The organism is Halalkaliarchaeum sp. AArc-GB (genome assembly GCF_031432225.1).
In the GTDB taxonomy this organism is placed as follows: domain Archaea; phylum Halobacteriota; class Halobacteria; order Halobacteriales; family Haloferacaceae; genus Halalkaliarchaeum.
Map to the genome: position 1 here is coordinate 55,817 of NZ_JAVKGM010000013.1, position 13,074 is coordinate 68,890.

The window sequence follows — 13,074 nt, forward strand, 5'->3', positions numbered from 1 at the left end:
AAACAGCAATAACAGTCCTCACAACCGATATCCGAAAACCATGCTAACTGTTCTATGACACCCTATCTTTTGTGCCACTGGGATAGAGTGCGTCTAGCTCTTCGAGTGAGGGAAGTTTGGGAATCGCTCTTAGAACTCGAATCTTGGGCAGATTAATTCTGATAGTGTGCTCTCTGATTGCAGCAGGGGATTTGAGATTAAACGAGAGTGTTCAACCCAGAGCTCATCGAAAGTGATTCGAGGAAGGTTGTACTGAGATGCTGCCTCGGCAAACCCGTCTTGGAGTTCTGTGTACCCCACTAACTTCCGTGGATTCGCGTCAGGATCCATATTCACGACACGCTGAGGGTTCTTATTGAGATCGTCTTCCCAACCCTCTCCCTCTAGGTCGATTGCCTTGGTTTTGACCAACGCCTTGATTACGTGGGTATCGAGCGGGACGTGGAGATCTTTCTCCCAGCCCTCGTTGATTTGGAGTACATGGACAGCCTTCCGGAGCAGTTCGTTGGCGATTTTCGGGCCTAGATCGTCTATTTCGCGGATATTGTTGAAGGCCTCTTTCCGTGAGTTACAACTGAGGAATTCTCCCGGGTCGAAACCTTCCGAGAGTGCCCGGTACTCGCTCGGGGAGAGTGACCAAGCACGATTCTGGATGGCGATGTCGAACAGCATCTGGACATCTTCTTCTGGGCTTTCCGGATCGATCCCATATACGTCCGTGTAGAGAGACCGCTCTCGTTCGACATGGCGTTCGGTGACGCCGGCATCCACGAACTTTCCTGCAATCTCGTTGAGAGTGTCTTGCTTAAGCTTCATTTTACTATACTGAAGACGACCGTTTGAGAATCAAGATTTGGGTCTGCACTCCATCCGAGATCCGCCCACCCCTTAGCGTGAGTGTGACCAGCTGGGTTCCACCAGACTTCGTGTTCGTAGGCGGAGTTCGGTAACGGTGCCTCTAGGATTTCCTCAATCTCCTCGAATGCGAAGTGAAGCGTATGTTCCTCTGTTTCCTCAAGATAGTCATAGAGTGGCCCGTATTTGCCGTGTCTGGCGTATTCCAAGTTACTCGTAGATGTGTCCTGTGTGGGTTGTTGTATCGAGGTGGACTTGGTCGTATCCCGCTGTTCCTTTGGATTAGACCCGACAGTAGTAGTCTGTTCTGTGGGGTATGTAGTGGATGGTTGCTCGTTCCACGACGGATCGTGGTCGTCGATTAACCCCGCCTCTTTTTGTCCGTGTGATTCCGTCTCTGTGAACCACAGTCCAACTTGACCTCCATTACGAACGACCTCAAGAATCGCATTGTTGATTCGGCAGTTTGTCCCTTGACCACCTTTGAAACAGTTCCTCGGGGAGATATTGGAGTAATCTGCTTGTATCCGGCGGTGGAGGTCTACGGTTTCCCCGATGTACACGACTTCGTGGTTCGCAGTGAAGATGTAGACTCCAGGGACGTCCTTGTAGTCGGAGGTGTCGGCATAGAAGTTACAGAATGGTCCCCACCCATACTCGTGAAGTGGAGTCTGGTCGGATTTATTGTAGCGAGGCTGCGGCATCTTGAGGTCGACCTCTCCTGCCTTGTTCCGCTCCAAAGTTAGTGTGTCTACAAAGTCGAACTCCTCGGGGAGCTCGGAAATGTCCATACTTGGACTTGGCAGACAGCTGTATAATAGGTGGGTGTATCAGGCGTCTAGCCTTGACGAAAGTCGGTCCGCAATCCTACCTACCGGCTGTTTTACTGCAGATGGAATGTGACCAAGAGAGTTTCTGCAGAGCCGAACAGGCTCTGAATCGTGCGATTAGAGCTCCGTCGGTGGCAGAAGCTCACAGAGAACAGCTGCTTGGTCAAGAAGTGTGTCAAAGAGCCGTTCAGTCGGTCGAAACAGCGCGTGATATTCATCAACAGCATATGGCGTTTTCTCATCATCTGTGTGTGAGAGAAATCCGTTTTTGAGAAGCGGAGCAAGGGTAGTATCCAGCGCAGTTCCGGAACGGCCAGATTCGACTTCGAGTGTGTGTCGAGAGAACTCAGAAAGGAACCGTGTACAGCAACTCAGAACGGGAGCACGTCGTTCACCGAATAGTTCGTTGAGCGCAGTACGATGGGTTCGAGTCCAATAGTCGTCGAGCTTGACGTATGCACGGACGATAGGAGACATATCGTTCAGCGAGCCATTAGCATGGACGATTCCAAGGTCGTTGAGCGCATGTTGGTCTTTGGTCATCCGTCTTTAGCTAAGCGAAGAACCGCGTGACAGCAGCAGCTTATCGAGGCTACTTTTCGGAAGGAATGAGGAGGTGTCGAGTGTGTACAACGAGACCTCCTCATCGAGAATCTTGCGTCGTCTCACTACACTGTTTCCCTCTGAGTTCCTTGAAGAGCACGCCGAGGAACTCGGCGTGGTCGAACGGGAGGGGAAGCTTCAGATTCCCGTCCTCGTGTGGGCGCTTGTGTTCGGCTTCGCCGCAGGCGAGAGCCGAACACTCGCTGGATTTAGACGCAGCTACAACTCTACAGCCGATGAGACGATCTCTCCCGGTGGCTTCTATCACCGGTTGACACCGCCACTTGCAGAGTATCTCCGCGACCTCGTCGAGCGTGGTCTCGACGAGGTCGCTGTTCCCGACGCTGTTGACGCTGATATCAACCGATTCAGGGACGTGATGATCGCTGATGGAACGGTGTTACGGTTACACGAGTTTCTTTCCGACGAGTTCCAAGCTCGCCACGAGGAGCAGGCTGGAGCGAAGCTCCACCTGCTCCACAATGCCACCGACCAGACGATTGAACGGATCGATGTGACCGATGAAAAAGCGCACGACAGTACGCTGTTCAAGACGGGACCGTGGCTGCGTGGACGGCTGGTTTTATTCGACCTAGCGTACTTCAAGTACCGCCGCTTTGCGCTGATCGACGAGAACGACGGCTACTTCGTGAGCCGGTTGAAGCAGAACGCGAATCCGGTGATAACAGAGGAACTACGGGAATGGCGCGGGCGCGCCATTCCCTTGGAAGGGGAGAAGATCCACGACGTGGTCGGTGATCTCTCGCGGGAGTACATTGACGTAGAGGTCGAAGCAGAGTTCAAGCGGGGTCAGTACGAGGGAACACGGTCGCTAGACACGAAGCGGTTCCGCGTCGTCGGCGTCCGCGACGAGGACGCCGACGACTACCATCTGTATATCACAAATCTACCGAGAGAAGAGTTTCTCCCAGCAGATCTAGGGACGCTGTATCGGTGTCGATGGGAGGTAGAAACGCTGTTTCGTGAGTTGAAGACGCAATACGAACTAGATGAGTTCGACACGAGCAACCCTGTTGTGGTGGAGATTTTGCTGTATGCGGCGTTGCTGTCGCTGCTAGTGAGCCGTGAGTTGTTGGATCTGGTCACCGAGCAGGCTGACGACGAGATTGTGTTTCCACCGGAACGCTGGGCGGCGACCTTCCGGTCGCACGCCCAGCTTGTTCTCCACGAACTCGGTGAGTACCTCGGCTACTCACCACCACCGTTGCTGGAGCGGCTCATCGAGGATGCTCAGAAGATCCATCAACAACGACCGATCTTACAAGAGACGCTCGCTACCGCTACACAACCGAGGTGTGTGTCTTAGCTAAAGACGAATGGGTCTTTGGTATTCAGAGATTCGCCGAGGGGATGGAGAACAGTTTGAAGCGCATCGTGGTACCGTGAAGTGAGGAATTCACCAGCAACAACGTGGGCGTTCACGATATTTCGAGTTGGGTGCATTGACTCGTGGTGATCGGGATCTCGGTGGTCGACGTGGGTTTGTGGGTAGCTCATAGAGCACCTCTTCCAACGTGGCGTTGAGCATTAACATACCGAGCAGTCAGGCTCGAGACTGTAGCTGTGAAGGATTAACCAACACACCGCCGTCAATACGGCCAGATGTTGGTTAACACGGAGAACGCTGGATTCGGGAACTATTCTCGGAAACGGGATCCAAATAGAGACTACTCGGGACTGTACCGGGACTGGAGGGGATCAAGCGAGTTCCCTGAAACGCGGAAGCGACACGCCGCGGCTTATCGGGAAAGTAGACCTCTGGTGGAGTATGGGAGAACATTCAACGTCGAACCGATTGGCGGTGGATCAGCCGACACGGGGAGCTGACCGCAATCGGTCCCTCGCTGACCAGGCCGATCCGGCTACGGACGAGATGCTGCTGCCGTCACTCGACGACGGCATTACGTTGCTCGACGTAGACGGCGGCCGTGGCGTCCCAATCCTCCAGTCGCTCGTGCTTGACCATCTCCTGGTACACGATGGGCCCGCCTTCTGGGTTGATGCGAACGGCCACGCGACGACGACGACGCTGGCTCAGATCACACCGAGCCAGCGGTTGCTCGACCGGATCCACGTCGCACGTGGATTCACCGCGTACCAGCACTACGGCGCTGTCGACGATCTCCCGACAGCAGTAAACCAGGCCATCCAGAAATCGACCGCTGTCACCAGCACATCCGATCGACAGTCAATGGGTCAAGACGATGACTCGTCTCCACACACCCCGTCGCTCATCGTCGCGCCGGCCGTCGACGCCCAGTACCGCAGCGACGAGACGCTCAGCGAGCAGCACGCAGAAACACTGCAAGCGAGAACCCTCGCTCGGCTAGCGACGTACGCCGACAGCTACGACGTCCCGGTACTCGTGACTCGGAGTACGATCGATGAGTTCACAGCAGCGGTCGCGACGGCCGCCAAGCACCATCTTGAGTGTGAGCAAACCCGGATGGGGCCGCGACTCGTCGGTGACGAGTTCGAGACACTCGTCTATCCCGTCGACGACGCTTCGTACTACCAGACCACATTTGCCTACTGGCGACAGCTACTCGCTACGCGGGCGACGCAGGTTGGCCTCGAACCGGCGACACCCCCGTCGTCGACGTCGAGTCCGGCAGGTGTCGGAACAGGCGTGACCGCTGACGGCGAGACGATGTCGCTCACCGCGAGTCCGCTCCTCGATGCATGGATAGCACCTGGGGGGCGCTAACAATGGGACGCACGAACCCGACATATCGGGATGCGCTGCGGGCTATCGAAGAGCGCTGGGCGGAGTTCCGACGAGCGCTCCGTCGTCGCGACCAACCACGCTTCGACCAGCTGTTCGAGTACGCTCGCGAACACGCCGATGCGAGCGGGCTGTTGAACCATCAGAATCCGCTGGTGCCGGCGCTGTTCAGCATCGATCTCGAACAGGAAACCACATTGGAAGACCACGAGGAACGCCTCGAAGCGCTCGAACACCGGCTCGACGAACAGCGCACCGATGCGCAAGTATCCGATGAAGAAACCAGCGAGCCATCCCAATGAGTACACTCGCGACGATCGCATTCGACATCGAGACGACGGGGTTTTCGACGACTGACCAGCTGACCGTCGTCGGATTCGACGCCGAGGTCGGCTCGAGAGTGTTCCTCAATACAGACGGGAGTGCGTGTGCCGCAGATATCGAACAGCGCGTGAACGAGCATCTCGCCACGCCAGTAACGCTCTCTGTTCATGACGATGAGGGCGCGCTGTTGGACGCCGTCAAGACGTTCGTCGACGCCACGATCGCACAGCGAGATGTCAAACTCGTAGCGTATAATGGGGAAACCTGGAAAGGCGGATTCGATCTGCCATTCCTTCGAACGCGGTTAAATCATCACGAACGCGAGTGGCCGTTCGCCGAGCTACCGTACATCGACGTGATGGAGATCTTCTCCTCACGGTTCAATACGAGCGAGAACAGCCTCACTGGAGTGTATGACGAGCTCGTGGCTTCCGGCCACGGCACAGTCGATCCATTTGGGGAAAGTAGCGAGGCCGTCGACGCGTGGGAGACTGGTGATTTCGAAGCGGTCGTACTCCACAACGTCGCCGATATTCGCCGCACATGGGCGCTGATGGACGTCGCCGAACGATACTGCTCGAAATCAGATTTTTCGATGAAATCGCTTGACCCAGTGATTAGTGAAGGGTGAATGTACAAAAACTGTCGAGGGCCTCGGGGCGATTTACTTGCTATATTTGTCTTCGAGAGATGCTTCTTGCCGAGCCAGTATTTGGACACCCTCGCGGATCCCCTCGGTCAACACGATCCGTCCTAGCTCCGTCAGTTCGTAGTACGAATAGGTCTCTTCAGTCCCCGTATTCGGATCGCGTCGGTTCTTGATGAGTGCGACATCCTTGAGCGTCCGGAGCGGATAGTGGAGCGCATTATCCTCCTCACCAAGTACCATTGACAGTTCGCTGGTGCTGAGTTGATTATTCTCCGCAAGCGCCTCAAGGATCAGATATTGCTTGGGCTTAGACGCCACTTCGTACATCTTCAAGTAATCGTCAAGATCGAACAGGCTGTCTTCAGGGAGTTCAACGTCAAGGTCGAACCCGTTATCGCCCTCATTAGGGTCGTCACGCCGTCGGAGCGAACCGCCGTCAGGAATTGACGTTCGGTCGGGCGAGTTAGCCATATAAGTCAGTTGGTTCCCTACCATGTTAAGATTTTTTACTATGGTTGCGGCGAGACCATCCAACTATTTGGTCCACCGAATTGAGTAACGGATAATGGAAGAGCGGTTGATCGAGGCACTCGAAACAAGCCCCTACCTCAGCGAGACAGAGATCTCCAAGCCCCGACTTTTGGTCTATTTGATGGGGCCCTACAAGTCCTATCCACCTTACGAGTCACCCTCTACCGAGCTAGGCGTAGCCACGACGCGAACGACACTTGACGAAGCAGTCCAAAACCTCCAAGCTACTGAAACTGACTTTGACGCGGATGAGGCACTCTGGCTCCTCATCGAACTCCGACGACGACTCCGAAAAGAGCGAGGAGTTAATGCCTTTCTCGCGACGGATCCTGAAATCCCGCTCTACGAAATGGACGCTGCTACCCAAAGTGTCGAATTTACTAAAGCGTCCGTTGCAACTGTCTTTATTGCCCCGGCGATGGGCGACAACCTCGGTGTAGGAATCGAGATCGGATCTGTCTGTGAACATCTCTCGTCACAGGAACTCCGTGAAGAAGTGCTGTTCCTTGGCGAACAGAACGTCGAAAGTTCGATGATCGATGCGATTTCAGACCGCTGGCACGTTACAGTCGACGAGTTCGATGATTTCGACGGGCTCTATCAAGCTGTCAAAGCTCACGTCCGCCAAGTTGCGTAGCGGGAGACTCCATTTCGTTTGCCGAAGTCTGTTGAAACCCTCAGCGAACGATAATTTCGATCGGCAGGTCTGGCTCGGAGCATCCAAATGCTTCGGTTTAACCAACAAAATTCTGTGATACAGCGTGTCTGTTGGTTAACACGGATTCGGAGGTTCGGATATCAAACTCGGAAGCGATTCCGGAAAGTGGGTAAAAGAATGAATTTCCGAGGGCGCGATGTTTCTATCGAGACGATCCTCGTTTCCCGAAATCCGGAACAGACACACCAGCGATTATGCGAGATTTCGGTGTATAGAATGGTAGGTGGGTGACTTACGCAAATGACGTTCACGATCGATTTCCTTGACGATGGTCGCGTTCTTGAATGGGAAGCGACCGATGATGGCGCCACCATGACCGAACGCGACGACTACACTCCCCGTTTCTTCGTCGCAGCACGTGACCCTGACACCGACATCGATCTCACACCACTTCGCGAACAATATGAACGACACCCCGATGTCGTCGCGACAGAGATCGTATCCCGGCGGCCGGGATTTCGTCGTGACGGCGAGTCCGCTCTCGCTGTCGACGTTAACCACGTCGACCGCGTCACACCGCTTGCGCGACAGGCACGCCAACTATCAGCGCATCCGGTCGGCGATCTCGCCTGCTTCAACGTCGATTTCTCACGGGAGTTTCGCTACTGTCTGGAGACGAATCGCGATCCAACGCCGGCAGCGGAACTGTCGACGCTCCGGCTCGGTATTCCAGTGACCGAGACAGGCCAAGACACGTACAGCGAGCTCACAATTGCGGGCGAGACTGTAACCGGGTCAGCAGGAGACATCCTCACCACCGTCCAAGCGGCGATCGAAACACATGATCCAGACATCCTCGTCTGCTCGACGAGCGAGATCGTCCCGACCCTCCACGAGATGGCGACGGCTGCCGGCGTCGACGACTTCTCGCTGAGTCGGTGGCCGGACGTCGACTACCAGCAGCTCGCGAGCCGGTCGACGTACTCGAGCTACGGCCGCGTCGGTCACTCCCCGGCGCGGTACAACGTGCCCGGTCGAGCGATCATCGACGAGTCGAACACGTTCTTCTACGGGGAGACGAACCTCAACGGTGTCCTCGATCTCGTGTCACGTTCGAAAAAGCCCGTCCAGGAGCTCGCGTGGGCATCGATCGGGAACGTCCTCACGGCGATCCAGATCTGCGAGGCTCACGATCGCGGCGTCCTCGTCCCGTGGAACTCCTGGCGGCATGAGTTCTTCAAGCCGATGGGGACGCTCCACGACGCCGATCGCGGCGGGTTCATCTTCGCGCCCGAGGTCGGCCTCCACGAGAACGTCCACGAACTCGACTTTTCGAGTCTGTACCCGAACATCATCTGTACGCGGAACGTCTCACCGGACGTCATTCGGTGTGACTGCCACAGCGACCGCAAGGACGTCCCCGGCCTCGGGTACTCGATCTGCCATGATCGAGGCTACCTCGTCGACGTGCTCCAGCCGATCATCGACGCTCGCGACGAGATCAAGGCGGCCATCCGTCGCGAGAAGAAACGAGACGACCCCGACGAGGACCGGCTGGCGGAACTCGAGGGGCGATCGGGCGCGCTGAAGTGGATCCTCGTCGCCTGCTTCGGCTATCAAGGGTTCAGCAACGCGAAGTTCGGCCGCATCGAGTGCCACGAGGCAATCAACGCGTTCGCTCGCGAGATTCTGCTGACGGCGAAACAGCAGCTGGAGGACGGCGGCTGGCGCGTCGTCCACGGCATCGTCGACTCTATCTGGGTGACCCCGGATCCCGACGTCGACGACGAGAACCGCGAAAACCTCGACGCGCTCGCGACGGCGATCACCGAGCGCGTCGAGATTCAGCTCGAACACGAAGCCCACTACGACTGGGTGGCGTTCGTTCCCCAGCGCGAGAGTGACGCCGGTGCACTCACGAAGTATTTCGGCAAGGTGGCTGGCAACGACGAGTTCAAGTTACGTGGGATCGAGGCTCGCCAGCGGTCGACCCCATCGTTTATCGAGGATGTCCAGCGGGATTGTCTCGACCGGCTCGATGCCACGGGGTCACCGGACGCGGTGCTCGGGCGTCTCGAAAGGGCAATCGACGAATTACAGGCGGGTACCGTAGCAGTGGAGCGGCTCGTCGAACGGAATCGTGTCTCCAAGCCCTTGGAAGGGTACTCGCAGAATACCCAGAACGTGGCGGCCTTGAAACGGGCTCGCGATCAAAATCTAGCAGTCCACCCAGGCCAGGATATCGAGTACGTGGTCGTCGACGACGAGAAATCCTCGCGAGAGCGTGTCGGCCTCGCCCACGAAGAGATAGATTCGTACGATGCGTCGTACTACAAGACGCAACTGATCCGAGCTGTCGAGAGCGTGCTTTCACCGCTCGGGTGGGACCGATCCGACATTCGGCGAGAGCTCTCCGGTGAGAGGGACGCCGTTTTGAGCTCGTTCGGAGCCACCGACAAATTGTCGTAGTGGTTCCCACCCCTGGTTTCCGTCGTTTCGATCCAACCCCACGTTTCCGACGTAATTTTGGACCCCCCTCGTTTCCGTCGTTTCCTTACGCCCCACCCCAGATTTCCGTCGTCCGCACCCACTCAGTAGTAGGGAGTTACTATTCGCGAGTCCAGTCCTGCATCCGGCTGTCCTCGAGGATCGTTTCGCGGACGACATGGGGATCTTCAATGAGTCGGTTCTGGAGGTGGATGCCGCCCGCACTTCCCTTGTTGATCTTCTCGATTTCGACAACCCCGAGGAAGGCTTGCTCTTTCAGGATGTCGCGGAACCGACGGACGGAGAGGATGTCCATATCGAGGTGGTTACAGATCCGTTCGTACTGGTCGTACACCCGGCTCGTGAGGAAAGCATCGTCATTGCTGTTGACACTCAGTTCCGTGAGCGCCAGCAACGCCGCCTTCGCCTGCGTGGGTGCGCCGTTCACGAGTTCTCTGAACCGGTCCTTTTCGGCGTGTTGCTGTGCCTGGCGAACGTGTTCCTCCGCCACTTGCTCTGCTTCGGCCTCGTAGGCGACCTCCCCGGCGTGGCGAAGAATATCGATCGCCTTCCGAGCATCGCCGTGTTCCTGAGCAGCGAAGGCAGCCGAGAGCGGAATCACGTCCTCAGAAAGGATGCCGTCCTGGAAGGCATCCTCGCGGTTGAACATAATCTCCCGGAGCTGGTTGGCGTCGTATGGCTTGAAGAACAGTTCCTTGTGTTGGAAGCTGCTTTTCACGCGCTCGTTCACGCTGTCGACGTACTGGATCTTGTTGCTGATCGCGATGACACCGATACTACAGTCGATTTTCCCCGCCTCCTCAGCGCGCGAGAGCTTCATCAGCACGCTGTCGTCGTTCATCAAGTCGATCTCATCCAAGATGATGATCACAGAATCGAATTGAGCGTCGAGCGTCTTCCAGAGGAGTTTGTAGTATTTCGACGTACTGAGGCCAGTATGGGGGACAGAGATTCCAGTCGAAGATTCATCGTTCAGCTTCGCGGCAAGTGAGGAGATTGCTTGGGTCTCGGTATTGTCTTCTGCACAGTCAATATACGCTGTTCCAATCTCGACGCCATCCTGAGCGGCATTTTGAGCTCGTTGACAGACGTGTTTTGAAACGAGAGATTTGCCAGTCCCAGTTTTCCCGTAGATCATCACGTTTTCCGGAGAGTACCCGTGGACAGCACCATTGAGACGTTTCGCGAGTTTCGAGATTTCCTCGTCGCGACCGACGATCCGGTCAGCTTCCGGAACGTGGCCGATTTTCAGGAGATCCTTGTTCGCGAAGATACGATGCCCGGATTCAAAGAGTGGATCGTCGACAGAACTGGGTGAAGAGTCGGGCGTCATTGAATATCACACGGTGTGAGCGGGGGGAGTATAAATCTAGTGGAGAACACTACCCCACATTTCCGACGTTCCTTGTCCGATATCAGCGGGAAAAAGACGTAATTCGGCGGAATTGGATTACTGACAATATAGCCGCGTTTCCGACGTGCGATAGGAAACCCGTAGACGTAAGCGTCTCCTCGATCTCGAATCCCGAACCCACACACCCCACGTTTCCGTCGTAATCACTGAACAGGTGGGGAGGGGACTCGAAGAAGACGTCCACAACGAGATACCAAAGGCGAGAGCAGCCTAGCCGTCAAAAGCTGGCCGTCTATAGAAGCAGCTGGAAAGGATTATTTCATCTGAGGGGGCGAAGTACTTCGCCCCCTCGTCTGCCGAAGTAAACTTAATGACCGCTTCTCAGCCATACTACTTTAATCTAAGTGTTCCAGAAGTTAGTTCATCTCTAGATTGTTTCTAGGTCAACATAATTAGCGGCTGTATTGTACTAAGCCTAGCCTCTCCCTACGTCGTCGTGGAGAAACGACGGAAACGCGGGGGGTGTGGTCCCTTCGAAATCAGCCGCACCCGCTCCACCCACATCCAGTTACGACGGAAACGTGGGGTGGGTGTTCTCCCTCATCGAGTTTTACTCATCAGGGGTGACCGGCCCCTTGTACTGAGAACGAATCTTCTCTCCATCTCGCCACTGCCAGTAGTAGTAGCGATTGTCGTTGATCTCCTTGATCGTGATCGTCGCTTTGGTGGGGACGTCGTCCGGGAGATCGTCTGGTCGATCTTCGACCTCCTCTTGATCTGTTGACTCCTCGAGACACGCCTCTCGTTCCTTGTGCTCGGCGAGCGCTTCAGCATACGTCGCAACATCTCGGAGTTGATCCGGGTCCGACTCGTTGAGCGTGTTGACGATCTCTGTCGGCAGGTTCGCCGGTGGGGGCGGGGGTTCGTAGGACATCGGCTACTCTCGTGTTAACCAACACGACCCGCGAATTCATAGTTTTGTTGGTTAAGACGATGGAGACGGCTCCCGTGCTCGCTGGATGTAACACTACTCGAAACTTGTTTATAAATTAGTTTTGTACTATGTTATACTGTGCTTCGGCGCATCGAACTCAAGGTCCTCGCCACGGTCGCCCGCGACGATACGATCTCCGAGCTCGCGACGAAGCTCGACCATAGCGAGAGCTACCTCTCTCGTGCCGTCGCCGACCTCGTCGAGAAGGGGCTCGTCTATACCGAACGCGACGGCCGACGAAAACGAGTTGTCCCATCGGATGCCCGCGCCGTCGAGATCTACCAGGACCTCGTCCGCCAGTACCCTCATATCGACTTCTCCGAGATGCTGACCGGCAAAGCTCTCGAGGTGTTGTACTACATCGACCAACCGCGAACTGTCTCTGAGATCGCTGAGAAAAGCGACAACTATCGCAACACCGTCAATCGCGTGTTGAGACGATTCCGTAATCGTGGCTTGGTAGGCAGAGAAGACAGTCAGTACTACTTCACCGGGAACTTCGAGCAATTACGTGAGTTCGCACGTGAACTCGTTCATTATGACCATCGACAGCGACTCAGATCGGTCGTTCCGGATGGAACAATTCTCTGGGAGGGGTACGACGAATTTCTCGCACAAACTGAACTGGAGATCGATTCAAAGAATTTCCACGAGACTGGGTTAGCAGTGTTCGCGAGGTTTGGCCTCCAGTTTCTCCTGACGAGCCGCCGCTATTACCTGTATTCTACAGACCCTGACAGCTTGTCGCCTGCGGCGCTTTGCTGTCACGTGCTTTTGATCGATGATGGGTCACGTCACCGATCGTACTGTGCCCTCCTGATCAGTCATCTTGATATTGACGAGAGCCAACTCCGAGATCAAGCAGCGAAATACGAATTGGAGGAGACAATCGATGCCCTACTCCAGTATCTGAACACACACGGGCAAGATACTGGCCGTCGTTTTCCCGAATGGGCTCAATTCCGGAGGCTGGCAGCCGACTACGAAGTTTCTCTCTCACATTAACAGCAGTCACGCTTCCC

General features: G+C 55.8%; 12 protein-coding genes. 7 read left to right on the top strand and 5 right to left on the bottom strand.

Annotated features, from left to right (window positions below; genetic code table 11):
- Positions 1-129 precede the first annotated feature (129 nt).
- On the bottom strand, positions 130-816 hold the full coding sequence (locus RH858_RS12210) for a hypothetical protein (protein WP_310562001.1): 687 nt from the start codon (positions 814-816) through the stop codon (positions 130-132).
- On the bottom strand, positions 813-1,646 hold the full coding sequence (locus RH858_RS12215) for a GIY-YIG nuclease family protein (protein ID WP_310562002.1): 834 nt from the start codon (positions 1,644-1,646) through the stop codon (positions 813-815). Before RH858_RS12215 ends, RH858_RS12210 begins: the two co-directional genes overlap by 4 nt.
- Before the next feature lie 694 nt (positions 1,647-2,340).
- Here RH858_RS12215 and RH858_RS12220 point away from each other — a divergent pair.
- The 4 genes from RH858_RS12220 to RH858_RS12235 all read left to right on the top strand — a co-directional run bounded on the left by RH858_RS12220 (position 2,341) and on the right by RH858_RS12235 (position 5,989).
- Complete coding sequence (locus RH858_RS12220) at positions 2,341-3,615, top strand: IS4 family transposase (RefSeq protein ID WP_310562037.1); 1,275 nt, start codon at positions 2,341-2,343, stop codon at positions 3,613-3,615.
- Between the two features lie 462 nt (positions 3,616-4,077).
- The gene (locus RH858_RS12225) at positions 4,078-5,016 is read left to right on the top strand and encodes a hypothetical protein (protein WP_310562003.1); all 939 of its coding nucleotides are present in this window, start codon (positions 4,078-4,080) and stop codon (positions 5,014-5,016) included.
- A gap of 2 nt (positions 5,017-5,018) precedes the next feature.
- The gene (locus RH858_RS12230) at positions 5,019-5,336 is read left to right on the top strand and encodes a hypothetical protein (protein ID WP_310562004.1); all 318 of its coding nucleotides are present in this window, start codon (positions 5,019-5,021) and stop codon (positions 5,334-5,336) included.
- Positions 5,333-5,989 carry a ribonuclease H-like domain-containing protein gene (locus RH858_RS12235; RefSeq protein ID WP_310562005.1) on the top strand — a complete coding sequence of 219 codons (657 nt, stop codon included), beginning with the start codon at positions 5,333-5,335 and terminating at the stop codon, positions 5,987-5,989. Before RH858_RS12230 ends, RH858_RS12235 begins: the two co-directional genes overlap by 4 nt.
- Positions 5,990-6,022: 33 nt before the next feature.
- Here the strand turns inward: RH858_RS12235 and RH858_RS12240 are convergent, their stop codons facing one another.
- Positions 6,023-6,478: a MarR family winged helix-turn-helix transcriptional regulator gene (locus RH858_RS12240; protein ID WP_310562006.1), complete on the bottom strand. Its 456-nt coding sequence runs from the start codon at positions 6,476-6,478 to the stop codon at positions 6,023-6,025.
- Positions 6,479-6,572: 94 nt separating this feature from the next.
- Here RH858_RS12240 and RH858_RS12245 point away from each other — a divergent pair, with 94 nt between their 5' ends.
- Both RH858_RS12245 and RH858_RS12250 read left to right on the top strand, forming a co-directional pair.
- On the top strand, positions 6,573-7,175 hold the full coding sequence (locus RH858_RS12245; RefSeq protein ID WP_271969772.1) for a hypothetical protein: 603 nt from the start codon (positions 6,573-6,575) through the stop codon (positions 7,173-7,175).
- A 321-nt stretch (positions 7,176-7,496) separates the two neighbouring features.
- Positions 7,497-9,665, top strand: a complete 2,169-nt coding sequence (locus RH858_RS12250; RefSeq protein ID WP_310562007.1) for a type B DNA-directed DNA polymerase — start codon at positions 7,497-7,499, stop codon at positions 9,663-9,665.
- 139 nt (positions 9,666-9,804) lie between these two features.
- Here the strand turns inward: RH858_RS12250 and orc4 are convergent, their stop codons facing one another.
- Positions 9,805-11,037, bottom strand: coding sequence for a DNA replication protein Orc4 (gene orc4, locus RH858_RS12255; RefSeq protein WP_310562008.1), 1,233 nt, complete (start codon positions 11,035-11,037; stop codon positions 9,805-9,807).
- Between the two features lie 631 nt (positions 11,038-11,668).
- On the bottom strand, positions 11,669-11,992 hold the full coding sequence (locus RH858_RS12260; protein ID WP_310562009.1) for a hypothetical protein: 324 nt from the start codon (positions 11,990-11,992) through the stop codon (positions 11,669-11,671).
- Between the two features lie 138 nt (positions 11,993-12,130).
- On the opposite strand from RH858_RS12260, the gene RH858_RS12265 reads away from it, so the two are divergent.
- Complete coding sequence (locus RH858_RS12265; protein ID WP_310562010.1) at positions 12,131-13,057, top strand: MarR family transcriptional regulator; 927 nt, start codon at positions 12,131-12,133, stop codon at positions 13,055-13,057.
- Positions 13,058-13,074: the final 17 nt, after the last annotated feature.

Coding starts and splice junctions, on each gene's coding strand:
- RH858_RS12235 (WP_310562005.1), top strand. CDS start 5,333: ATGAGTACACTCGCGACGATCGCATTCGACATCGAGACGACGGGGTTT.
- RH858_RS12240 (WP_310562006.1), bottom strand. CDS start 6,478: ATGGCTAACTCGCCCGACCGAACGTCAATTCCTGACGGCGGTTCGCTC.
- RH858_RS12260 (WP_310562009.1), bottom strand. CDS start 11,992: ATGTCCTACGAACCCCCGCCCCCACCGGCGAACCTGCCGACAGAGATC.
- RH858_RS12250 (WP_310562007.1), top strand. CDS start 7,497: ATGACGTTCACGATCGATTTCCTTGACGATGGTCGCGTTCTTGAATGG.
- RH858_RS12225 (WP_310562003.1), top strand. CDS start 4,078: ATGGGAGAACATTCAACGTCGAACCGATTGGCGGTGGATCAGCCGACA.
- RH858_RS12245 (WP_271969772.1), top strand. CDS start 6,573: ATGGAAGAGCGGTTGATCGAGGCACTCGAAACAAGCCCCTACCTCAGC.
- RH858_RS12210 (WP_310562001.1), bottom strand. CDS start 816: ATGAAGCTTAAGCAAGACACTCTCAACGAGATTGCAGGAAAGTTCGTG.
- RH858_RS12230 (WP_310562004.1), top strand. CDS start 5,019: ATGGGACGCACGAACCCGACATATCGGGATGCGCTGCGGGCTATCGAA.
- orc4 (WP_310562008.1), bottom strand. CDS start 11,037: ATGACGCCCGACTCTTCACCCAGTTCTGTCGACGATCCACTCTTTGAA.
- RH858_RS12215 (WP_310562002.1), bottom strand. CDS start 1,646: ATGGACATTTCCGAGCTCCCCGAGGAGTTCGACTTTGTAGACACACTA.